This is a genomic window from Thioclava atlantica (genome assembly GCF_000737065.1).
GTDB lineage: Bacteria > Pseudomonadota > Alphaproteobacteria > Rhodobacterales > Rhodobacteraceae > Thioclava > Thioclava atlantica.
Genome location: NZ_AQRC01000008.1, coordinates 1 through 23115 on the forward strand (window position 1 = coordinate 1; position 23115 = coordinate 23115).

The following is a 23115-nucleotide window of genomic DNA, read 5'->3' on the forward strand; positions in this document are numbered from 1 at the left end:
TTAAATCGGAATGACCGACCGGATATTATCGGAATCGGTGACCGGATGACCCCGGTGTGCGCAGCATCGGCGGCTGACGGCGGCAAATCGGATGGATCGAACGTTCAGGGCTGGTTTCCATCGGCTTCAGACTGGCCTTGCGACGAAAGATCGGGAAGCGAATCCATATCCCGCGACAACTCTTTCAGGAACCTGTCGCCGGAAGCCAGGCGCTTGCCCAGCGTCTGCATGAAGCCTTCGAAGCGCTCGTTGCCCTTGATGCGCGCCGATTGTTTCGCGCTATCTGACAGCGGCGGCGTCATGGTGAGCCAGAATTGTACGAACAGCGAAAGCGTCTCGCCGAGGATGGCGACATCTTCGTCCAGCATATCGAACTGGCGGCCAAGCTTATCCAGGCGTCGCGACATTGCGGCTTCTAGCCGTTCGGTCGTGTCACCGGACAGGAAGGATGCGACCGCAGCCTCGATCACTGCGGATTTTGAAACATTGCGACGCAGCGCCAGACCCTCGACCTGCTTCAGCAGATCCGAGGAGAAGTAGACATTCATGCGGGTGCGACTCGTCATGCCTGTCTTCCTTCTCAAAGCTCGATGCCGTCATTTGGGTCGAGTGACGCCTGCCGCGCGACCATGCGCATCCGCTGACGCATGGCGCGGGCTTTGGCGGCATCGACGTCGGGCTCATCATCGAGAAAATCAAACTCCTGCGATGGCGGCGGTGGTGGCGGGATGATTTCCTCATGCTCGGGAAGCTCCGGCTCACGACGGATACCGGCATTGGCAGGATCGTCGTCGGACGTGTTCGACGTGGGGCCGTGGCCGGCCGCGGCCGCAACAACACGGCTCGTCCAGTCGTCTGGCGCCGATGTTACCATCTTCACCGACGGCTTGCGCAGATCGGGCGGCGGCAACACCCGTTCCTGAAACCGCGTATCGGCGTAATAGCGCGCCTTAGCCGCGCGGATCGGCGGCACGCCCGCCACCATGACGATCTCGTCGGTTGGCGGAAGCTGCATGATTTCGCCGGGCGTCAGGAGTGGCCGCGCCGTTTCCTGCCGTGAAACCATGAGATGCCCGAGCCATGGCGCGAGGCGATGACCGGCATAGTTGGTGGAATCGCGCATTTCTGTCGCCGTGCCGAGCGCATCACTGATCCGTTTGGCGGTGCGTTCATCATTGGCAGCAAAGGCGACACGCACATGGCAGTTGTCGAGAATGGCGTTGTTCTGTCCATAGGCCCGCTCGATCTGGTTGAGCGACTGCGCGATCAGGAACGCTTTGAGGCCGTAGCCGGCCATGAAGGCGAGCGCCGATTCAAAGAAATCAAGCCGCCCGAGCGCGGGGAACTCGTCCAGCATCAACAGGAGACGGTGGCGTTTTTCGGTGGTTTCCAGCTCCTCGGTCAGCCGCCGCCCGACCTGATTGAGGATCAGACGGATCAGCGGTTTGGTCCGGTTGATGTCCGAGGGCGGTACGACGAGGTAGAGGCTGACGGTTTTTTTTGCTCCGACCAGATCAGCAATGCGCCAGTCGCAGCGGGCCGTCACGCGGGCCACGACCGGATCTCGGTAGAGGCCGAGAAAGGACATCGCCGTGGACAGCACACCGGAGCGTTCGTTCTCGGATTTGTTCAACAGCTCGCGTGCCGACGAAGCGATGACGGGATGCACACCGGCTTCGCCCAGATGCGGTGTGTCCATCATGGCGCGCAAGGTTGCCTCGACCGGACGGCGGGGATCGGACAGAAAACTCGCGACGCCGGCCAGCGTCTTGTCCTTCTCGGCATAGAGTACATGCAGGATGGCGCCGACCAGTAGCGAATGGCTGGTCTTTTCCCAGTGGTTGCGCTTGTCGAGACTGCCCTCGGGATCGACCAGAATATCCGCGATGTTCTGGACATCGCGGACTTCCCACTCCCCCTGACGGACTTCCAGCAGCGGGTTGTAAGCTGCGGAATGCACATTGGTCGGATCGAACAGCAGGACGCGGCCGTGATGGGACCGGAAGCCGGCCGTCAGATTCCAGTTCTCACCCTTGATGTCGTGCACGATGCAACTTCCCGGCCAGGTCAGCAGCGTCGGCACAACGAGACCGACGCCTTTGCCTGATCGGGTGGGCGCGAAACAAAGGACATGCTCGGGGCCGTCGTGCCGGAGATAGTCCTTGCTGTGCCTGCCAAGGACCACGCCATCGGGACCGAGCAGTCCGGCAGCATGGATTTCCTTGTCTTCGGCCCATCGCGCCGAACCGTAGGTGGCGACGTTGCGCGCCTCGCGCGCCCGGATGATCGACATGAAAAAAGCGGCGGCGATAGCGAACAACGCCCCGGACGTGGCGATGAACGCGCCCTCGGTGAAAATACCGGGCGCATAGGCGTCATAGGAAAACCACCACCAGAAGAAGGCCGGAGGATAATAGACCGGCCATCCCGCAACATCGAACCATGGATTGCCGAGCTGGGGCTGAAAGCCAAGGCGGAAGGCCACCCATTGTGTCGAAGTCCAGACCATCACCAGGACAATGGTGAATACGACAATGATCTGGCCCCAGAGTATTCGGCCACCACGCATACAGGCTCCAATCGGCAAGAGAGTCGGAGCCGATCAAAGAATAGACGTTTTCGAAAGCGGCAATAGGAAAAGCAGGGGTGCCGTGTTGCCGGATACTATCGGCGGCACATCGGACAGGCCCTTTCAGATGCCGATGTCGACAGAACAATTTGCGAGGTGCCAGATCGGCAAAGGCTCAAATCCCGAGCCCTCGTGTTCGCCCCATTTGCCACGATACCGATCCACCCTGCACGATGCCCGCAATCTCGCGGCCGAGCTGGCGGTCGATCACTGGCCGCCATGGGACAAGAGTGAACTCGTGGCTCTTTTCGACAATGGCGAACTTGCCGCTCGATAGATGTGCGGTCCCGGTGAACTTGTCGCTGATATTTTCGCCATCGGCAGCCGCCCGGAACGGCAAGCCTTTGCTGCTGGCCATTTCCGCACCGACGCGGGCCACTTCCCTTTCTCGCAGATTGGCGAGCAGGTTGCGCCGATAGAGGATGCGTCCATTCTGCTGCCGCGTGGCATCGCCCTGTGCGATATGGTGTTCACGCCGCTGGTCCATAGCCTCGCGCACCTGCTGGCCGAACCCTGCCGGGGTAAGGTCCGAGGCGTCCAGTGTGACCAATCGCCGGTCGAGCCAGGTCGCGCCATCGGACCCAATCTGCTTTTCCAGATCGAAGGTCGAGACGACACGGATGCTGGCCTGCCGGTTGCGACCGGCATCATAGGCGGTGGCGCGGCTCTCGAAGTCTTCGGGGATGTGCCACTGGTCGGCGTCGATCCGCTCGGCAATCCCGGCCCGGCGTAGCGATTCCAATCGCCGGACATGGGCATCGACATAGCCCTCATAATCGCCACCCGGCACACGTCCCTCGAACTTCGCCTGTTCGAGGTGGCGGCTCGGTCGGTAGATACCATTTTCCGAGATCGCAGCGATGGTGCGATCAGAGGGACGTTGTGCTGTATCGGCGGGACCGACTTCCACGATGCTGCCGATCCGGGCATCTTCGACGCGGGCCGGATCAATGCCGGGAAGATGGTGTGTTCGCCCGTCGATGCCGTCCACCACGAGCGTCAGGTTCTCGCCCATCTCGTCGGTGGGATATTTGTCCACGACGCGGCCGGTGATGGGCGCCGCGGGTGCGGCATCGTGAAGCTGGAAGGTCATCGGATCACGTTCCTGCCCATCGGCCTTCAGCGCCTTGTGCATGTTGCGGATGATGTCACCGCGCTCACCGAGTTCACGCAGCGCCGGTTCCATCTTCGCGCCAAGCTCCCAGACGCCGGGTGCATGTTCCGTAGCCAGCCCCATCTTTTCCAGCTTGGCGAGACGGCGCAGGCGAAGTGTGCGGTTGAACTGGCGGCGTGCATCTGCCGGTTCGTGGCGCAGATCGAGGAACCTTTCTTCGGCTTCCTCGGTCATGGCGCGGTCGATGCGCGTGAAGCGGTCCTGATCGATTTCGGCAGACAGCTTGCGGCTCTGCTCGATCTCGGTCACGGGGCCGAGTTCCAGCGTGGTCAGTTCGCTCGCCCGCTCACGAATACCATTGGCGAGATAGTCGCCATTGATAACCAGGTTCTCGCCCAGATCGTCCTTCCCCCGAACAATGACATGGACATGGGGATGGCCGGTATTGTGGTGATTGACCGCCACCCAATCGAGTTTCGTGCCAAGGTCGGCCTCGATGCGGCTCATCAGATCGCGGGTGTGGTCGGTGAGATCGGAAAGATCGGCGGCATCCTCGGGCGAGACGATGAAGCGGAACTGGTGGCGATCATCCTTGCCGCGATCAAGGAAGGCATCTCCATCAGCGCGGTCCTCGGTCGCCGAATAGAGCTGGCCACGTTCGCCATCGCGCGAGGTGCCGTCGCGCTGGATGTAGCGCAGATGGGCAGCCCCTTTGCCATTCTTCCACGCGCTCTGGGCATAACGGGTCTTGACGACGACGCGGCGCACGCCGGCCGCACTGTGCCGCCAGCCGCCCGACAGCGTTCGGACGCGGACAAAGGCCGCACCACGGCCACGCTTGACGCCCGGACCTTTGCCGGCCCGCGATGCCTTCCCACTCTTTCCAGCCGAACCAGATGAAGGCGACGAGTAGGTCCGTGATGCGAATGATGATGATCTGCCGGGGCGGTTGCTATGCTGACGCGCCAGCTTCTTTGCCTGCGTCAGAAAGCTCTTCGCCTTGCCCGCCTTCGGCACGTCCGACCTGATGCGGCCAGGCTTCGGGAGAAAGCGGTTCTCGTCGTCGCCACTCATCATCGTATCCGAAGCCGTGACGGCGGAAAATCGGCCGATATTCGGTTAGAGTGCCGGTCAAAACCCAGCAACGCCATGGCTTTGCGCCATATCGCGGCACGCGAGGCCCAAAAGCATGGTGCCGTGCGCCGCGTCCCAAAACAGTGTGCAGACAAGGGCTTGCCCAGAAACCGCCCCGACAGGGTGCCGGTTTCCTTTATCTTGCCCTCCGCCTTTCCTTCCCTTTTTGCCCTTCCTGCCGGGAATGCTGCCAGGCGCACCCAAGCCTGACTGCACACCGGAAATGGACCGAACGAGCGCGTAAACGCCATGCTCATGGCTTGTCGCCATCGCTCGCAAGGGCCACGAATATGCCGCTGTCCTGCGGCTCCTGAACGGCGGGATCGCGCAGAGAAGCGGTTGCGTGGATGTCGCTCGATGGCTGATTAACCGCCGCTGAAATGCCGCCGGATTGCGCAACGAAGAGCGGGGCTTCGCGCCAATCCGGTGGCGGCGGCGGCACGATCGTCGGCACATCAGGCGCAGTCGCACTGCCGAGAACAGGTGCGAGCGTGGCGACATAGGCGCGTGTTTCTGCGGGCAAAGTGCGACCTGTCGCCAGATGCTCGTCATAGCGACCGGGACCGGCATTGTAGGCGGCAAGCATGGCCGCGACATTGCCATAGCGGTCCCACATCTCCCGCAGATACGCCGTACCTGCGAGGATGTTGTCACGCGGATCGTAAGGATCGCGCCCGAGGCCATGGCGGCTGCGCAGGCCCGCCCAGGTATCGGGCATGACCTGCATCAGTCCCATCGCGCCTGCCGATGAAATGGCGCGCACATCGCCCGCGCTTTCCACACGCAGCACGGCCCGAATCCACTGCTCTGGAATGCTGAAACGCTGTGACGCCTCTGCAATGAAAGCAGCATGGGGATGCGCGGTAACAGGCGCGGGTTGCGGCGTGACCTGCGCCATGGCCGGCATCGAGCCGCTGCCAGCCGACAGAAGGGCCGTGAAGAGAAGAAGGGCGAGGGATCGCATGATCTCAGTCCCGATCTTCGCGGGGCCGCGGGCGGCTCCAGTGCAGTGACCATGACGAGCCGGTGTCGTCATCGCGGAACAGATTGGCGCGGATCGGCTGCGGCAAGGCGGGATCGTCGAGCAGCACCGAGAGATATTCGCCAGCCTTTTCGCCGGTGCGTTTCCATGCAGCGCCGACCTCCGGCCCGTCATGTTCAATGTAATGGACGCGATAGTCCGGCGCATTCTCCGCATCGGAATGTTCAGCGGGCACGATGACGAGATCACGCTTCATGGTGAGCGTGACGAGCTGACCGGCGAAGCCGGATGCGTCACGCGCGAATTGACCGATCTGTGGCATGGTGTGTCTCCTGTGTTGGTGGATTTGGCGTGGGTTCAATGCGTGGCCGCCCGCCATTCGTAGCGGCCATCGCCTTCCTCATCGGTCCAGAGCGGGAGCGCCCGGCCGATGACGGAACTGGCGGGAACAGGTCCGAAGTAACGGCCGTCGAGGCTGTCCCGGATGTCCCAATTCATGAGGAAGAGTTCGCCGTCGCGGATGATGCGGCAGCCCTGCCAGACCGGCAGATCGCGGCCCATGCGGTCGTGCTCCAGCGCATCGCCCATCTCGACGTTATCGACGGTGATCGTCGCACCGCTGCGGCAGACGCGCTGTCCCGGCAAGCCGAGGACGCGCTTCAGCAGCGGCACGCCCCGCCCGATATAGCCGCGCTCGACCATGAACCGCTGCAGCGGTTCGGGCGGCGCGATGACGACGAGTTCGGGAACTTCGAGCGCATCGGCGGGAGCAACTATGTAGAAGCCGATGGGCGCGCTGGCGGTTGCATTCCAGATCAGCCGGGTTGGCTGATCGGCAACCGCCGTGGCGACAAGCGTACCGACGGCCAGCATGGACACGGCGAGTATATGACGGCGGCTCATGGCGCGATTCTCTCGCGGCTGACCCATGCGGCATGGCGCTCCGGGGTGTAGGGATTGGGTTCCTGACCGGCACTCAAATGGTTGTGGACGTGCCGCCAATGGTCCGGCGCAACATCCGCCGGATCGACGCCAAGCGCGTCCACGGCATCAATCAGGGCCAGCACCCGCTGGACCTTCGGCCAGCCATCGATACGCAGCAAAATCGCGCCGCCGGGACGAACGAAGGGCACGGTCTGGTACGGTTCGCCACGCCCGGCGGCGCGCAGGATGTCGAGCCGCGAAACGATGGTGCCGTAATCGTTGGAGGCCCAGCGGACGAAGGCGAAGATGCTTTCGGGCGCAAAACCGATCAGACTGCGGCGGCGGTCGATGATCTGCTCAAAGCTCTTGCGGCCGAAGCGTATCCAGCGCTCGACCTTCTTCTTCTGGAAGGTCAGTTCGACCATTGTGGTGAACGGGGCAGGCCCGTTCGCCAGCGGGTGTTCATGCGCAGCGCGCGCGGTTTTGCCGGTCATGGCTGATCTCCTTCGGTGGGTGGAAACTCGCGAGCCAGCAGCTCGCGCAGCATCACGGCGACGGTGACGCCGCGCCGGAAAGCGGTAACCTTGATGCGCCCGCGCAGTTCGGGCGTGATGTCGATGGTCAGACGGGCGGTGAACGCCTCCGCCGCCGTCTTGTGTGTTGCCGGCGCATCGGCGGCTCTGACCCAGCTATCGGGATTGCCCGGACGCGATGCGAAGCCGGATTTGACGGGCAGACGTGTCATGGCACGATCTTCCTGATACCGAGGCCATCGATCTCGGCCACCAGCGCTGTGACCTCCTGTGCGGCCCGTTCGCCGCCATCGGTTTCGGAGACCAGCCGTCCGGTCTGTGCGGCGTCTGCAAAGGCGACACGCTGGCCGACCGTTGTGGCCAGCAACGGCGGATCTTGGTCCGCCAGTGTTTGGGCCGTTTCGCGGGCGATGACTGTGCGCGCCCCACATTGGTTCAGCAGAAAGCGGGCGGCAAGCTCGGGACGATAGATGCGTGCTTCGCTCAGAAGCGCCAGCATTTCGGCTGATGCCCAGCCGTCAAAGGGGGATGGCTGCACCGGGATCAGCACCAGATCAGCTGCAAGCAGCGCAGAGCGCATCAGACCAGCGACACGGGGCGGACCATCAATGACGACATGATCCGCGTCACGCGCCAGTTCCGGCGCCTCCCTGTGCAGGGTATCGCGGGCAAGTCCGATGACGGTGAACAGCCTTGGCAGCCCTTCATGGCTGCGCCGCTCCGACCAGTCGAGTGCGGAGCCTTGCGGGTCGGCATCGATCAGGATGACGCGCTTGCCTTCCGCGGCCCAAGCTCCGGCGAGATGCAGCGCCAGCGTCGTCTTGCCCACGCCGCCTTTCTGATTGAGGAGCGCGACAATCATCGCCGTCCTCCCGGTTTGCCGAGAGGAAGTTCAGGCGTGCTTGTTGACGCGGGCGATCCTTGCTTTGGGGGTGTCAGCTTGCCTTTATGGGCACCCGATCTGAGGGCCGCACCAGCCTTCGCGATGAGCTTTTCCACATCGCGCCGCCGCTCTTCAAAGTTAGATTCTGTGTTAGACTCTAAGTTAAGGGCGCGATTTTCGCTTTTGTTACCGAAGGATAGGAGGTGTTTGGGTTCCCGATAGCACGAGCCTCCGGTTCCTGATGGCACGATAGTCCGGGTTCCCGATAGCACGAGACTATCCACAGGTTTTCCACAGGCCGGGACAGGCTCGAAAGCGAGCAGCATCCGGCCGCCGGTTTCGACCTCGGCGAACAGGGTGTAGCCGGGCAGTGGCTGGCGGCGGATAATGTCGCGCAGCTCGAAGGCGAAGCGCTTGAACGGCGACAGACTGCCCGATTTCTGGTGCAGGTGACGGAAGTCGAACCGCCAACCGTTTTTCTGCCGCCCACCATGCTTGCGCACCAGGCGATAGAGCCAGCGATCCAACCCGCCGGTCAGATTGAAATAGGCCCGGTCGATGGTGAGGATCAGGGCGTCATCCAGAACCGCACTGTAGAACCAGTCAGGCACGATCATCTCGATGCCGTCCGGGCGGCCATTGGCATCGGTCAGCTCGTGCCATTCGTTGATCCACGAAAAACGATGTCGCCGTCCATTCGCGCGCTGGCGGATCGAGGTTGCAACCGTGGTCGATTGCAGCCGGTCCAGCGCCGCCTTCAGACGCTGATAGTCCCTCAGGGAGGTTCCGCGCCCTGTGAATGTCAGGATTTCATAAGGCGTTGCCGCCATCAGGCGCGACGTGCGCAGACCGGCGTCCCGCGCTTCCACGATCTGGCTGGCCGCCCAGATCAGTATATCGGCGTCCCAGATCGTCGCCATACCGTGATCGGGAACAGCTTCGACACGGATCGAGACGTTGCCCAAGGCAAAGTCAATCGGGCGGATACGGTGCGATTTGGAAAGGGAAAAGAAAGGATAGGCCATGAGATCCTGCGCGTCTCGTGGCGCGAGTTCACCGGGAAGCGCCCGAAACAGATCGAGTTGCCCGCGTTCCGAGGCGGATGGGTGCTGCGCTGCCATAGAGGGCTGACCGCCGTGTTCAGCGCGTAATGCGCTTGGGCGAGGTGAATGCGGTCGGCGGTAGAGGTTTCGCCGGGAGAACCTGTCCGCGTGGGTCCGACGTGGAGGTAACCGATCCGCGCGCAACCCAGGCTGCGAGATCCTCGACCGAATAGACAACGCGGCCGCCGAGCTTGTGATAGGCAGGTCCCGTTCCGTAGGTTCTGTGCTTTTCCAGCGTGCGCGCGGACAGACTGAGGAAATCGGCGGCTTCCTTGGTGCGCAGGTAGCGTGGCGGCAAGGCGGCGAGATCAGGTCGCATGGGGTGGCCTCCGTGGTTGTGCAGGATGCCGCTGACGATCAACGGCATGACATGCGCACGGTGGCGAAGGCGCGGCGGCATGGGGGATGAGGAAGATCGAAGGGGTAGAATCCTCACCCTCGATCAGACGTCAGTGTCAGGGTTTGCGACGATGGCGCAAAAGGTCCTGATAACCGCCGTCGATCAGCGCGGCGGCAGATCGGACAAGGGCGATGACAGAGGCGCGCAAAGCCGATGTCTTCCACGGCTCAGCGCGAACGCGCGCCTCTCCGTAGATGGCGATGGCAAACTCACGATAGGTCGCGTGGTTGGCGTTTCCGTCGGCAGCTTGCATCATCAGGCGAAACCGCCGGCGCTGATACGGCGTCATCCTGGGGTCGCGGCGCGCGGGTTTCCCGGCCAGCATGTGCCAGAGCCTGAGAATGGCTTCGAGCCGATCCGGCAGATTTTCGTCAAGTGGCAGGATGATCGCCGGCTGCGAATTGGCATCGGTGCCGGTGAGGGTCAGATATTGAACGCCGTCTCTGGCATCACAGACACCATATGTCCCCTCTGGTCCGCAGATGGCATCAGCAAGATCGACCGATAAGGCGGACGGAGAAGGCGGAAGAAAATCGGGCGCTGCCCCGAGCATCAGCATGTCCGGATTGGCAACAGGCGACCAGATGACCGGTTGGTCGAGCGCGGAAAAGCCGGGGTCTGCCGGGAAATCGCAACCCCCAGCGATGTTGGACGTGATCCGCAAGGGGAAGATGCCCGGCGCCTTGCGCTACAAGGTCATCGAAACAGGCCTGATAGGACGCGTTACGGCGCAGGCATTCCCAGGCGACGCCCTCAACGGGCAGCGCATCGTAGAATTCATACTGGTCCTGGTCTCGCCAGCGGGATGTATCCGGCTTCATTGCTCCGCTCCTGGTTGAAACTGCACAGGTGGAGCGTGAAAGAATTGCGGTGCCTCTACCGAGATGGAAGCCAGAACAAAGACATGGGGTGATGCTCTGAAGGCATCACTGGTGCGACGGCGGCGAGGTCAGGTCCGATCTGTCGGATGACGCAGCAGCTGACGATAGCCGCTCTGTGTCATCCAGCGCGCCCGTCCCAGATGGCTGTCATGGACCTGCCGGGCGCGTTCCGGTTCCCGAACAGGATCAATTCCGAACAGCACATTGACGGCTTCGGCCCATTCCGCCCCATCATCGGCGGCATCGAGCAGCCGCATATAGAGCTTGATATGCGCGCGGTCATATTCGGTCAGCTCGTCGCTAACAGGTGCAATATCGTCGAAGGGGGGAAGCGGAGATGTCATGTCGCGGGTCGCCACAGAGCACAGGCCGCCGCAGCGGATCGATGATTCCGCCCGCGCCCGTCAGGCGTCATGGATCTGTCGGTGTCTCTTCTCGTCTTGGCCATGTACCAGCAACACTCCTTGCCCGCGATCCGTGGACAGGAGAACAATCCCTGCTGCTTCAAGCGCCCGGCGCACCTGATCCCGCGTTGTCTCATACACCTCGAGCCGGTTCTCGGACTCAAGGCGTTTCAGGGCAGTCAGCGATATTCGGGCCTTGTCAGCGAGCGTCTCCTGCGTCCAACCCAGCAACGCGCGTGCGGCCCGCGACTGTCGAGCGGTGATCATGCATGATCACCTCCCATCGCGACCGGCGCGCATTCCAGAACTACGGCTATTTTAGTCGTCTTCGCCCGATACGCCATACGAAATCGTCGAATCTGGTCAGGGCGTTATCTGCACGGCTGAGCATGCAGCCCGACTGATTCGCCTGTATGCCGCAATTGCAGCACTTGTGCTGGCCGTAACGCCGACCAGCGCAGAATGATCCCTAAACGCTCCATGGGAAATGATAGCGATATGTTTGGAGATCATTTTCTTTGCGTTTTGCGCTGGATATGGTACCCATCCAGATCAGTGCAGCAAAAATGATCCGTAAAGGCATCACATGAAGGCGGAAGAAGAAACACTGAGGCTGATCGGCGACCATTTTCGCCGCGCGCGTCTTGCAGCGGGGTTGACGCAGGAGCAGGTGGCCGATCTTGCGGGCATTTCGCGCCCGCGCTACCGCGACATCGAGACGGGGGCGGCGGCTGCGCGCACCACGACATTGATCAACATTGCCAGGGCGCTTGGGCTGGAAATGATGCTGGTCCCGCAGGCAATGGTGCCCGCCATCGAGGCGCTTTTGCGCCCCGAGGCCGAGGATGATCATCCGGCCTTCAGCCCGCAACCGGAGAGCGACGATGACAGCCGTCCGTACCGCTGAGACCATCACCGCGCTGGACGTGTTCCTGAACAGTGCGAAGGTTGGCACGATCGTCAGGACGCCGGGTGATTTCAACGCCTTCAGCCTTGATCCGGCCTATCGCGCGACTGGAGGCCATCCGGTTCTGAGCCTATCCCTTCGCGCGGCATCAGGGGGCTTGCGCAAGGATCCGCGACCCGTCGCAGGCAGCCTGCCGCCCTTCTTTGCCAACCTGCTGCCCGAAGACCGGCTGCGCGAGGCGATGGAAAAGCACCATGCGGGTAATGTGCGGTCGGGGAATGATTTCGATCTCCTGGCCACCCTTGGTGCGGATTTGCCGGGGGCCGTTCGGGTGCTGCCCAGTGACGGTCAACCCGGCATCGGGGCGGCGCCAACCCAAGGACGGCCCAAGGCCCGCTTCTCGCTGGCAGGCGTGCAGATGAAGCTCTCGGTGATGAAGAACACCGGCAAGGGCGGCGGGCTGACCTTGCCGCTCGGGGATGACGAGGGCCAATATATTGCGAAATTCCCCTCGACCGCCTTTCCGGGCGTGTCGGAGAACGAGTTCGCGAACCTCGCGCTTGCCGAAGCCATCGGCATGAATGTGCCCGAGCGGGAACTGGTCAGCCGAGACCAGTTCGAGGGCATTCCCGAAGAGTTTGAAACACTTGCCGAGGGGCTTGTCCTGCTCGTGCGGCGTTTTGATCGCGGGGCAGACGGGCAGCGCATCCATATCGAGGATTTCGCGCAGGTTTTCGGCCTGTACCCGGCGCGCAAATATGATGGCGCCGCCTCCCACGACATCGCCTCTGTGCTGAATGTTGCGATCTCGCCGTTCGCCGCGCTGGAGTTTGTCCGGCGGCTGACCTTCTCGGTGGTCATGGGCAATGGCGACATGCACCTCAAGAACTGGTCGCTGATCTATCCGGGCGACGGCGACACGCCCGCTCTAGCACCGATCTACGACATGCTTTCGACCGTGCCCTATATTCCGGCAGATGGGCTGGCGCTGTCTCTGGGCGGCGAGCGGGCCTTCAAGGGCTTGGCCCCGGCCCGCTGGAAGACGTTTGCCAATCGGGCAAGGCTTCCCGAGCCAGCCGTGCTCAAGGCCGTTGTCGAGACGGTGAAACGCATTGATACGAAATGGTGGACACTGCCGGAGCGCGAAGTGGTCCCGCCGCCCGTGCTGGAGCGCATCGACGCCCATGTCAAAACCATCATCCCGATCCTAAGCGCCTGATCCGTGCCAGACACGACAGGGCGCGGTGGCGTGACGACTTTCCCGCGGACATGAGAAAGGCCCCGACCTTGCGGTCGGGGCCTTTGTGCCGCGCCTTAGTCGCCGCGGCGACCGTTGGGGCGGGACCAGATGAGGGAGAAGGTTTCGCCTTCTTCGTCATCGAAGAGGTTGGCGTAGATCGGAGCGTTGAAGCTCGGATCGTCCAGCTTGAGGCCGAGATAGTCGCGGCCCTCGTTGGAGCGCTTGGACCAGGCGGCGCCGATCTCGGCGCGGCCGACCAGAACCCGGTGGCTGGGGGCGTTTTCGCCGGTAGCGCGCAGGTCGGGGATGATGCGCACGCCCTTGGCCTGGACGCTGAGGGTGACGATGTCGCCGGTGAATTCGTTCGAGCCGGTCTTCTTGAAGGTGCCGATGGTTGCCATTTTAAGTCTCCGTTTTCCGTTTCCGAGCCCGCACCATTGCGGCCTCTATGGCGATCGACCGGCCGGAGACGAACGCTGGCGCACCCCCTCGGGGGCTGGACAGCACAGGAGGAACTTTCTTGTTCCGCGCGGAATGGCGGCTCTGCCGTCAGGGGAAGAAAGTTGTGACGACGCTGTTGCGCTAAAGCGGTCGAAGCGCATCGCGCTGCTCTTCGGCCAGATCAGGCCATTGAAGAGGCCGTTTGGAGTGGTCGAGACACGGGGGCTGAACGGAGATGTGGCAACCTTGAGGCTCCATCAGGATGACCTGACCGGCAACACCGGCCTTTCCTGTCACCCTGCGTCTCAGATCATGCGCATCTCTGCTTCCGGCCTGTTCCACCGGCATGCCACCACCCGCGGGTTCCCGTCAGTCTGCACGCGCTGGTGCCGACCGTCCTGCGCTCCTATGGGCCGCGTCTGTGCCCCAGGTTGATCCGGTGATTGGCCGCTGTCTGTCACCATTTTCCTGACGAAGACGGAAGACGATCAGCATCCGCTTCTGGTCGCCATCAACGGATCATTGCGGTTCAGGTTCGTGCAAAGCCGCCGTCCGCGTGGTCGGTTGCCGCCATGCCCGCAACGCGCAGGAACGCCGTCACGCCCACCGCAACCGCTCCGATCACCGAGAAGATGAGTTGCCATATCTCCGAGGGCATCATGTGCTTGACAATACCGAGCGTGGCGTAAAATCCGGCCATTCCCGCCGGAGCGACGAAGGCCAGAGCAATCAGCAGACGCGCCCACATCGGGCGGATCAGCATGAGCAGGCCCTGACCAACAGCCAGCGTCAGACCGGCGGCGAGAAGACCAACGACGATGCCGCCGAGCCAGCCAGCCCCAGTATCATAGGCCAAGGCGCCTGCATTCAGGCCAATAAAGAACGGCAAAGCGAATACGGCGAGATTGAACAGCAGCCAGCACATGGTGCCGATGGCTGCGATGGAAACGAGGATTCCGAGAACGATCATGGTGGTGTCTCCGTGCAAAAGGTTGGACGGTTGCGCCTTCCACCACCACCATGGCGCAATCACAGCATAGCAGCATTCCTCTCACCGCGCGAGAAGCGATGGCTTTCGAGGCCAGGCCTGTCCGAAAACTCGCAGTTTGAATGAGAAAGCTTATGCGTCTGGTGGACCAGTATCTGCTGCACCTCTACGATGACCATATCGTTGGGCGGAAGGATGCGGGTTAAAGCTATGGCAGAAGTCGATTGGTCAGATCGGGCATTTTATGATGACGGCGAATGGGTGACATGGTCAGACATTGACGAACAGCTTCGTCACAAGGAATGGGGAGCGAAGTATCCAAACGCCATCCGATCAATGATCCCGTATTTTGAGGACCTGATCTCACTCGCCGAGAGCTACCATCTGGAGACGGGCCTGCATTTATCGGTGTATGGCGACATCGGTGAGCTGTTCGGTGCCATCACCTACGGCATCAAGTTGAACAAGACCTACGCGCAAGGTTCGGACGGCAAGCTCGAAAATGATCATGTCGAGATCAAAACCATCACTCCTTTCAAGAGCAAAGACGTGGTGATGGTGGATACATCAAGGCATTTCAGCAAGCTGCTCGTGGTCAAAATTAATGCGGAATTCCAGGTCTCCGGGCGAATGGTCAGCCGCAAGCAATTGCCAAAGCGCTCAGGCCGTTATGTCCGAATTCGTTGGGACGACCTGGCGCTATTGCAGTAGTGCTTATGCTGAACAGGCAGCGCTCACGCGCTGCCGGTCCCGAAGCGATAAACCGGGATACCCATCTTGCGAGCCTTGTCGGCCAGATTGTCCTGAATGCCCGTGCCGGGGAAGATGATGACCCCGATCGGCATGATGCCGAGCATCTGGTCGTTGCGCTTGAACGGCGCCGCCTTGGCATGTTTAGCCCAGTCAGGTTTGAAGGCGACCTGCGCGACTTTGCGATTGCTGGCCCAGGTGGCCGCGATGCATTCCGCGCCCTTGGGCGATCCACCGTGCATCAGAACCATGTCCGGGTGCTTGGCATGGACCTGATCGAGCTTGGCCCAGATCGTCCGGTGATCAGTCGTGTCTCCGCCCGAGAAGGCGATCTTTGGCCCGGCGGGCAACAGCACCTCGTTGTCGGCCCGGCGTTTGGCGGCGATGAAGTCGCGGCTGTCGATCATGGCCGAGGTCATCTGGCGATGGTTGACCCGTGAACCGGAGCGTTGCGACCAGGGCGTTCCGGTGGTGCGCAGATAGATGTCCGCGGCAGTCTCGCGGAAGATTTCCATGCTGTCACGGCGCTCGATCAGGCTTTGTCCCGCGCCGATCAGGGTTTCCAACTGGACGGATTTAACCTCGCTGCCGTCCTGTTCGCGTTGAAGGCGTTTCTGCGTCTGCTCGTTATCGTCAAGCTTGCGCTCGATCCGTTCGACAGCGCGGTGGAAGGTGTTGACGGTGGACCAGAGGATTTCGTCGAGGTCGAAATCGAGGCTGGTGTCGGCCATGGTGGAAATCAGGGCGTCGAAGATGTCGGAGACTGCCCCCTGGATGACGTGATCTTCGGGTGTGATCCGGGGATCGGCCTCGTCTTCGGAGGGGCGGTAGCCGTAGAGTTCGAGTTCTTCGATGGCATGGCCGGTCGGGGACGTGCTGTGATCGGGTTCGAAATCGTCGTGTGCGTACATGGGATGCTTCCGTCAGTTGGACCGCGACCGTCGCGGCCTTCATGGCGAGACACGCCCACGGGCACTCCGGTCTGGCAGCACGAGCCTCTGGCGAGGGCCTTGATGGCAAAGCCCGACTGATTTGTTTCGCGCTGTAAAGGCGGGCTTGCCCGCCGACGGAAATCAGTCGGGCGCCGCCATTGCCTGACCGGAGCGTTTGTGGGCCGATCGCCCTCTCGGAAGGCCAAGGCGCGGTCCTCTTCTGATGACAGGCAGCCTGCGCGCATGACCGGATCGGAACGTCCCCGATCACGGCCCCATACCGGCTATGCTATTGAAGCCATGAAGCGGCTGACGTCCTCGGGGGCGATTTGCACCCGGATCTCTGCTCGAACGGCATCCAGCCCATGAGTTACGAGATCTTCGTTGAAGTCCCCCATCATGGGCGAGAGCGTGATGGTCTCGATTCCGACCTCGTGCGCCCGGTCCACCAGGCTATCGCGGGCGCTGTTCCCTGCCGGATCGTTATCACGGACGATATAGAGCCTGCGCAGTTGTGGCGGGAACAGAATAGCGGCGAGATGTCCGGCCGAGAGTGCGGAAACCATCGGCATGGTGGGCAGAGCCTGACGCAGTGACAGGATGGTTTCGATACCTTCCCCTGCTGCCATGACATCGTGCGCATCACCGAAACGAACCGCATGTCCGAGCAGGTCGCCCATTGCCTTCCTTGGCGGATCGACAGGTGCCTTGCCGGAACCGTCCGGGGCCAGCCAGGTGCGGTGCGCGCCGGTGATCCTGCCATCGAAGTCGGTGACGGCGGCGATCATGGCGGGCCAGGCTTGCGTCGGGGCATCGTCCTCGGGCCGCCAGTAGCAGTTGGGATGGAAACGCAGATTTGCGGTTTGGCGTATATCCGTCATCCCGCATCCGCGTAAATACGCTTCTGCGGTACTGCCGATCAGCGGCTGTGTCATGCGCCAGAGTCGGCGTGCGGCCTCCGATGATCCCGATGGTGCTGGCGGGCGGGACTGACGGGATGGCGGCTGCGGTTCAGGATGCGGCAGGCTGAGGAAGCGCCGGGCTTCTTCGGCAACGTCTGTGAAATCGATCAGACCGAGCGAGTCCCGGATCACGTCCAGCAGATCGCCATATTCCCCCGTGGCCGAGTCCTGCCATTTACCGGCAATGCCTTTCACGCTGTCGTGCAACCGGACGAACATGGAGCGGCCAGCCGTGTTTCGGACATCGCCAACCTGCCAGTAATTGCCCTGTTTGCGGCCATTGGAGAGATAGTGGCGGCACACCGCCTCGGCCTGTCGGCCGAGACGCTGCGCCAGTTCGGAAGCGTTGAGACGCGCCATTATGCGGCCTCCCGCTCACCGATGCGCTCAACCGGGAAGCGGTCAAGCAGTTTGCCGATGATCTCCGGCCCCGTTGCATCGACGGGCACGAAGAAGCGCAGTTTCCACGAGATGATCTCACTGAAGAGGCCATAGGCTCGCAGCCGGTCACGCATCGCATCAGTAAAGCCGGTCAGTTCGATCCGGTTGGCGCCCATGACGCGGACGCGGCGCAGTTTCAGCCCTTCGGCGAGATCAAGGATCGTGCGACCTTCGATCAGCGCGGCATAGGCGGCATCCGGTGTCAGGTTGTTGGTGACGCCACTGGTCGAAGCATTGGCGGCCCAGGCCGGCGATACCCGGCGACCGATGATGCGTTCGCCCTCGTCGGTCTGGAGCCGATAGACGCGGGCGGAGTCCTGCGGCAGGCGTTTCCAGATCGGCAGAAGCAGCCCTGACACCATATGCAGGATGCTGTCGGTGAACTCCGGCACCTGGGCCAGTTCCGCCTTCCAGGCTGTGGTGAAGGCGGCACGGTCAGCCTCGATCCAATGGGTCTCGCCCATCGCCCGCACCGGAATGTTCATCGCTTCCATCGGCCGGATCAGCCGCACGCGCCTTTCGATCTCACCATCATCCAGCATGACGCTGGTGGTCGGGACCTGAACGGCAGCGCGACCGGATCGCTCGTTGATGAGCAATCTTGCGCGGGGATCATCCAGTTCCGCCAGGGCGGCATTGAGCGTAACCGGCTGATTGCGTTTGCGCTCGGTGAGCGTCAGGAGCCGGGTTTCCGCGCCGGTGCCCGGATGGGTGTGGATGACCTGCCGGTCTGTGACGATGAAGCTTTCGGCCTTCAGCGTCTCCAGCCCCATGTCATAGGTGCCGGATGCGATTGCTCCGTCGATCCGTGCCTGCAGAAGCTGCTCGAAGGCCGAGAACAGGATGCCCTGCAATTCGATGGTCAGCGCCAGCAGGCGGTTGAGGAAGGTGGTGATCGGCGGCAGTTCGTCCTTCACACCGGTGCTGTCCATCAGCTTCAGGCCGGTGGCGGATTCAAACCGTTCGAGCGAGCAGCCCTCGACCTTGCCGCGCACGATCAGCAGATAGAGCTGGCGCAGCGCGTCGCGGGCATAGGCGGATTCCAGATTATCCTCCGGACGGAACAGCCCCTGACCGCCGGTCTGGCGCTGGCCGCGCGTGATCGCGCCCAGCGTGTCGAGACGGCGGGCGATGGTCGAGAGGAAGCGCTTCTCGGCTTTGACATCCGTAGCGATGGGGCGGAAGAGCGGCGGCTGCGCCTGATTGGTCCGGTTGGTGCGGCCCAGCCCCTGAATGGCGGCATCTGCCTTCCAGCCTGGCTCCAGCAGGTAATGCACGCGCAGCCGCTGGTTTCGCGCCGAGAGTTCGGCGTGATAGCTGCGCCCCGTGCCACCGGCATCCGAGAAGACCAGAATGCGCTTCTGATCATCCATGAAGGCCGAAGTCTCGGCAAGATTGGCAGAAGGCGCACGGTTCTCGACGGCTAGGTGGGCCGCTGCTCCAATACCCTTGCGCACGATCCGGCGTGAGCGGCCCGTGACCTCCGCCACAATATCCGTGCCGAAGCGCTGCACGATCTGGTCGAGCGCACCGGGGACAGGCGGAAGCGAACCCAGCTGCTCCAGCATCTCGTCGCGCCGCGCCACCGCTTCGCGGCATTCCACCGGCTGACCATCGCGGAAGACGGGGCGTGACGACAGGTTGCCCTCGCCATCGCTGAAAGGTTCATAGAGCTGCACCGGAAAGGAATGCTGCAAATACGAGCCGACATATTCCCTCGGAGTGACATCGACGGAAATATCATTCCATTCCTCGGTGGGGATCTCGGATAGCCGCCGTTCCATCAGCGCTTCGCCGGTCGAGACGATCTGGATGACGGCCGCATGGCCCGCTTCAAGATCGGCATCAATGGACCGGATCAGGGTCGGGGTTTTCATGGAGGTCAGCAGATGGCCAAAGAAGCGCTGCTTGGTGCTTTCAAAGGCCGAACGGGCGGCGGATTTGGCCTGCCGGTTCAGCGTCCCCTCGCTGCCGGTGATGTTGGCGGCTTCCATCGCCGCGTCCAGGTTCCCATGAATGACAGCGAAGGCGGCAGCATATGAGTCGTAGATGTGCCGCTGTTCGTCCGTGAGCTGATGCTCGATCAGTTCATATTCGACGCCATCATAGGAGAGTGAGCGGGCGGTATAGAGGCCGAGAGATCGCAGGTCGCGGGCCAGGACCTCCATGGCCGCAACGCCACCGGATTCGATCGCCTCGACGAACTCGGCGCGGGTCTGGAACGGAAAGTCCTCACCGCCCCAGAGGCCGAGGCGCTGAGCATAGGCGAGATTGTGGACGGTGGTGGCGCCAGTCGCCGAGACATAGACGACGCGGGCGTCGGGCAGCGCGTGCTGAAGCCGCAGGCCCGCACGTCCCTGCTGCGAGGCGGCGACATCACCGCGTTCACCTTTTCCGCCACCGGCATTCTGCATGGAATGGCTCTCGTCGAAGATAATGGCTCCATCGAAATCGGACCCCAACCATTCGACGATCTGCTTGACGCGGGAAACCTTCTCGCCCCGGTCATCGGAGCGCAGCGTGGCATAGGTGGTAAACAGGATGCCTTCCGATAGCGTGATCGGCTTGCCCTGCGGGAAGCGTGACAGAGGTGTGACAAGCAGCCGCTCCATGCCGAGCGCCGACCAGTCGCGTTGCGCGTCCTCGATCAGCTTGTCGGATTTGGAGATCCAGATCGCCTTGCGGCGCCCTCGCAGCCAGTTGTCGAGAATGATGGCGGCGGACTGGCGACCCTTGCCAGCGCCGGTTCCATCACCGAGCATGAAGCCCCGGCGAAAGCGGATCGATCCGGCAGCATCCTCGGGCGCGGCGCTCACATTGTCGAAATGCTCGTCCACGGTCCAGGCGCCGGCGAGATGATCGGCGTGGGCTTCACCGGCATAGATCACCGTTTCAAGCTGGGCGTCCGACAGACGCGCGCAGATGTCGGGCGGCAGCATGGGCTGGTAGGAAGGCTTGGGCGGTGCGACCGAGGCCATGGCGGCGGATTGCACCAGCTTGGTCGGATGCGGCTGTGCACCAGCGATACGCAGCGATTGCAGCGCATATTCCTCATAGATCGCGTCGGACAGGCGAGCGCCTTCCGGTGGCGTCCAGTCCACGGTCTCATAGGCGAGTTCGACGCCATCAGGATCATTGGCCGAAGCAGCGACAGATCGCGTAGCCGCCGAGCGAGCGAGATAGCCCCGCACGGTCTTCGGCGCGGTGGCCGAAGCGGAAACCACGATCTTCGGCAATGACACTGGCAGGCGCGGCGGAACCTGTTCCTCGATCCATCCGATCAGCGTGGCAACATCAGGCGCGATCCCCGGCGAAGCCGGCAAACTGGCGGGATCGTCGGCGGGCAGTTTGTCGATAACGGTCAGCCGCGTGTCGATCGTGGTGCCGTGCTTTGCATAGACCGCACCATCGACGGCAGCGCTGAACACCACGCGGCCACGGGCCTGCAAGCGGATGAAGGCGTCCCGCCATGCCGGAGCTTCGGGGCCAAAGCCAGCGCCGGTGATCGTCACCAACCGACCGCCGGGAGCAAGACGGGCCAGTGCCGCGGCAACATGGCGATAGGCCGCATCCGCGACACGCCCGCTGACATTGGCCATGACCGAGAATGGCGGGTTCATCAGCACCACGGAGGGGACAGCATCCGGAGCCAGATGATCATCGATCTGGGCGGCGTCGAAGCGGGTGACGGCAAAAGCCGGAAAGATCTGGGCAAGCAGATCGGCCCGGGTCTCGGCCAGTTCGTTGAGGATCAGCGAGCCGCCGATGGTCTGCGCCAAGATCGCCAGAAGGCCGGTGCCCGCCGATGGTTCCAGCACCCTGTCATCGGGCGTAATCGCGGCAGCCGTCAGAGCGGTAAGGCCGAGCGGGATCGGCGTCGAAAATTGCTGGAAGTTCTGGCTTTCCTCGGAACGTCGGGTCTGCGTGGGCAGCAGCCCCGCGACCTTTGCCAGCACGGAAATCCGTGCAGCCGGAGACGCGGCTTTACGGAAAAGCGCCTTTCCGTATTTGCGCAGGAAGAGGACCGTGGCGACCTCGCAGGCCTCATAGGCAAGCTTCCAGTCCCAGACGCCGGTAGCGTCAGATGCGCCGAAGGCCGTTTCCATCACACCGCGCAGGATGGCAGCATCGACGCGCTGACCGCGTTCGAGATGGGGGAGCAGATGATTGGCCGCAGCCAGAATGGCGGGCGCAGCCGCCATTGGCGTGACCGGATCGGTCACGGGGAACACCATGTTCATGTCTGGAACCTCAGGAGAGCGAAAAGGACAGGTCCGAACAGCGCTCTCTCTCGACCGCCCGGACTTAACCCCTTCCGGCCCGCCTCTGACTCTCAAAGCGCAGCTAAAAAAAAGCGCCCCGACCGGACGGTGGGGCGCTTGTCAGTGTCTTCTCGGGATCATCCGAAGCGGCGACCAGCTGCGGTGAAGGTGTATTCATTGGCGGCAATGGTTTCATCGACAGCCTCGTCCGAGGACAGATAATCATACTCGCGCTCAAGCTGGCGGTAGAGCCAGCGGGCCAGATCGCGCAGCGCCTCGATGACCGCCTCCTCGGCATCAGCGGTCATGTCCTGCCAGGTCGGGCTGTCGCGCTCGACCGTGATCGACATGCAGTATTCGTGATAATAATGGCCGCGATGGCTGGCATCGGTGCGAAGCTGATAGAAATTGCGGCGCTGGATCGCCTGAAGGGCATCGGCGATGCGGTGCAGTTCGGTGTCCTGCGGGGCGTATTCTCTGATCCGGCGCGGCCCATGTTTCTGGTAGGAGTACCAGGATTCAAAGCAGGCACCGTCACCTTGTGAACAGAAGCCGCGGAACCAGATGCAGGGTTCCTGCCGTGTGCCGCCGCCCATCAACCGGACGGCACGGGTCTTGAGCTTCAATCCGAGGATTTCCGTGATGCGCTGGAAATCCTCGTAGACGGCATCGTACCAGTCATAATCGAAGCCGCCTTCGCGATACCAGGCGCGGGCCTTGTCCTTCGCTGCATCGGACAGCTCATCGAGACGATAGACGGTGGTTTCGATGATCTCAGGCATAGGGATCGCCTCCCTCCAGCACGGTGGAAAGCCAGCCGTCGGTATAGATCCAGTCCACCGTTTCGCCGGTGGCAAGATCGAGGACATGCGCCCCGCCACCAAATCCGTCGATACGCGGTTTCGAGCAGCTGTTTGCGTACTGGAAACCCCATAATCCGCTGAGGCCAAATTCGGCAGCGCAGCGTTTGACAAACTGAACGACATGCTCGGGATCGCCGGTGACATCATCGCGCATCCAGAGTTGCGTGCTGCCATGTTCTGGCTGGATGGAAAGCAGGAAGCCATCTGAAGGCGGATCCTCAACGGCATTGTCATCCGCCAGAGCGTTGTAGAGATCAAGCGCGCGGGCGGCGTTTTCGGGGGTGCCCACGTCAAGCAGGCAGGAAAAGTGCGTGTAATAATCGGCCATGACGGTCTCCGGAC

The 23115-nt window shown here is 62.4% G+C and carries 24 protein-coding genes and 1 pseudogene; 3 read left to right on the forward strand and 22 right to left on the reverse strand.

Going from position 1 to position 23115, the window contains the following annotated elements:
* Positions 1-104: 104 nt before the first annotated feature.
* The 15 genes and pseudogenes from DW2_RS10750 to DW2_RS10815 all read right to left on the reverse strand — a co-directional run bounded on the left by DW2_RS10750 (position 105) and on the right by DW2_RS10815 (position 11254).
* The gene (locus DW2_RS10750; protein WP_038146325.1) at positions 105-566 is read right to left on the reverse strand and encodes a ribbon-helix-helix domain-containing protein; all 462 of its coding nucleotides are present in this window, start codon (positions 564-566) and stop codon (positions 105-107) included.
* 14 nt (positions 567-580) lie between these two features.
* A complete protein-coding gene (locus DW2_RS10755) occupies positions 581-2569 on the reverse strand; it encodes a conjugal transfer protein TraG (protein ID WP_038146330.1) in 1989 nt (662 codons plus the stop codon).
* A 175-nt stretch (positions 2570-2744) separates the two neighbouring features.
* Entirely contained in the window at positions 2745-4820 is a 2076-nt protein-coding gene (locus tag DW2_RS20350; protein WP_337588242.1) for a relaxase/mobilization nuclease domain-containing protein, read from the reverse strand.
* A gap of 310 nt (positions 4821-5130) precedes the next feature.
* The gene (locus DW2_RS10765) at positions 5131-5841 is read right to left on the reverse strand and encodes a lytic transglycosylase domain-containing protein (RefSeq protein ID WP_038146338.1); all 711 of its coding nucleotides are present in this window, start codon (positions 5839-5841) and stop codon (positions 5131-5133) included.
* Between the two features lie 4 nt (positions 5842-5845).
* Complete coding sequence (locus tag DW2_RS10770) at positions 5846-6181, reverse strand: DUF736 domain-containing protein (protein ID WP_038146343.1); 336 nt, start codon at positions 6179-6181, stop codon at positions 5846-5848.
* 35 nt (positions 6182-6216) lie between these two features.
* On the reverse strand, positions 6217-6762 hold the full coding sequence (locus tag DW2_RS10775) for a S26 family signal peptidase (RefSeq protein ID WP_038146346.1): 546 nt from the start codon (positions 6760-6762) through the stop codon (positions 6217-6219).
* Positions 6759-7277, reverse strand: a complete 519-nt coding sequence (locus DW2_RS10780; RefSeq protein WP_038146355.1) for a DUF2840 domain-containing protein — start codon at positions 7275-7277, stop codon at positions 6759-6761. Before DW2_RS10780 ends, DW2_RS10775 begins: the two co-directional genes overlap by 4 nt.
* On the reverse strand, positions 7274-7528 hold the full coding sequence (locus tag DW2_RS10785; RefSeq protein WP_038146356.1) for a hypothetical protein: 255 nt from the start codon (positions 7526-7528) through the stop codon (positions 7274-7276). The genes DW2_RS10780 and DW2_RS10785 overlap by 4 nt, the downstream gene beginning before the upstream one ends.
* Positions 7525-8178 carry a ParA family partition ATPase gene (gene parA, locus DW2_RS10790; RefSeq protein ID WP_038146358.1) on the reverse strand — a complete coding sequence of 218 codons (654 nt, stop codon included), beginning with the start codon at positions 8176-8178 and terminating at the stop codon, positions 7525-7527. Before parA ends, DW2_RS10785 begins: the two co-directional genes overlap by 4 nt.
* Positions 8175-9224, reverse strand: coding sequence for a replication initiator protein A (locus tag DW2_RS10795; RefSeq protein WP_038146360.1), 1050 nt, complete (start codon positions 9222-9224; stop codon positions 8175-8177). The genes parA and DW2_RS10795 overlap by 4 nt, the downstream gene beginning before the upstream one ends.
* Before the next feature lie 115 nt (positions 9225-9339).
* Positions 9340-9621, reverse strand: a complete 282-nt coding sequence (locus DW2_RS19390) for a helix-turn-helix transcriptional regulator (RefSeq protein ID WP_010336149.1) — start codon at positions 9619-9621, stop codon at positions 9340-9342.
* Between the two features lie 136 nt (positions 9622-9757).
* Entirely contained in the window at positions 9758-10366 is a 609-nt protein-coding gene (locus DW2_RS10800; RefSeq protein WP_238321312.1) for a DUF2285 domain-containing protein, read from the reverse strand.
* Positions 10367-10385: 19 nt separating this feature from the next.
* A pseudogene (locus tag DW2_RS20390) lies at positions 10386-10523 on the reverse strand (transcriptional regulator domain-containing protein); the annotation flags it as partial.
* A 128-nt stretch (positions 10524-10651) separates the two neighbouring features.
* Complete coding sequence (locus DW2_RS10810; protein WP_020818552.1) at positions 10652-10927, reverse strand: DNA -binding domain-containing protein; 276 nt, start codon at positions 10925-10927, stop codon at positions 10652-10654.
* 60 nt (positions 10928-10987) lie between these two features.
* Positions 10988-11254, reverse strand: a complete 267-nt coding sequence (locus DW2_RS10815; protein ID WP_020818551.1) for a helix-turn-helix domain-containing protein — start codon at positions 11252-11254, stop codon at positions 10988-10990.
* Between the two features lie 319 nt (positions 11255-11573).
* Between DW2_RS10815 and DW2_RS10820 the strand changes: the two genes are divergently transcribed.
* Both DW2_RS10820 and DW2_RS10825 read left to right on the forward strand, forming a co-directional pair.
* A complete protein-coding gene (locus DW2_RS10820; RefSeq protein ID WP_009450556.1) occupies positions 11574-11894 on the forward strand; it encodes a helix-turn-helix domain-containing protein in 321 nt (106 codons plus the stop codon).
* Positions 11872-13113, forward strand: coding sequence for a type II toxin-antitoxin system HipA family toxin (locus tag DW2_RS10825; protein ID WP_024899153.1), 1242 nt, complete (start codon positions 11872-11874; stop codon positions 13111-13113). Before DW2_RS10820 ends, DW2_RS10825 begins: the two co-directional genes overlap by 23 nt.
* 95 nt (positions 13114-13208) lie before the next feature.
* Here the strand turns inward: DW2_RS10825 and DW2_RS10830 are convergent, their stop codons facing one another.
* The gene (locus DW2_RS10830) at positions 13209-13535 is read right to left on the reverse strand and encodes a DUF736 domain-containing protein (protein ID WP_038146388.1); all 327 of its coding nucleotides are present in this window, start codon (positions 13533-13535) and stop codon (positions 13209-13211) included.
* A 569-nt stretch (positions 13536-14104) separates the two neighbouring features.
* The gene (locus DW2_RS10835) at positions 14105-14545 is read right to left on the reverse strand and encodes a hypothetical protein (protein WP_038146389.1); all 441 of its coding nucleotides are present in this window, start codon (positions 14543-14545) and stop codon (positions 14105-14107) included.
* A 228-nt stretch (positions 14546-14773) separates the two neighbouring features.
* Here DW2_RS10835 and DW2_RS10840 point away from each other — a divergent pair, with 228 nt between their 5' ends.
* Complete coding sequence (locus tag DW2_RS10840) at positions 14774-15274, forward strand: hypothetical protein (protein ID WP_038146393.1); 501 nt, start codon at positions 14774-14776, stop codon at positions 15272-15274.
* A 23-nt stretch (positions 15275-15297) separates the two neighbouring features.
* Here the strand turns inward: DW2_RS10840 and DW2_RS10845 are convergent, their stop codons facing one another.
* The 5 genes from DW2_RS10845 to DW2_RS10865 form a co-directional block, all read right to left on the reverse strand.
* A complete protein-coding gene (locus DW2_RS10845; protein WP_038146396.1) occupies positions 15298-16224 on the reverse strand; it encodes a DUF2493 domain-containing protein in 927 nt (308 codons plus the stop codon).
* A 305-nt stretch (positions 16225-16529) separates the two neighbouring features.
* Positions 16530-17567, reverse strand: coding sequence for a DUF7146 domain-containing protein (locus DW2_RS10850; protein WP_038146397.1), 1038 nt, complete (start codon positions 17565-17567; stop codon positions 16530-16532).
* Positions 17567-21889, reverse strand: a complete 4323-nt coding sequence (locus tag DW2_RS10855) for a strawberry notch-like NTP hydrolase domain-containing protein (protein ID WP_038146400.1) — start codon at positions 21887-21889, stop codon at positions 17567-17569. Before DW2_RS10855 ends, DW2_RS10850 begins: the two co-directional genes overlap by 1 nt.
* Before the next feature lie 158 nt (positions 21890-22047).
* Positions 22048-22692, reverse strand: coding sequence for a hypothetical protein (locus DW2_RS10860; protein WP_038146401.1), 645 nt, complete (start codon positions 22690-22692; stop codon positions 22048-22050).
* The gene (locus DW2_RS10865) at positions 22685-23101 is read right to left on the reverse strand and encodes a hypothetical protein (protein WP_038146402.1); all 417 of its coding nucleotides are present in this window, start codon (positions 23099-23101) and stop codon (positions 22685-22687) included. Before DW2_RS10865 ends, DW2_RS10860 begins: the two co-directional genes overlap by 8 nt.
* Between the last annotated feature and the right edge of the window lie 14 nt (positions 23102-23115).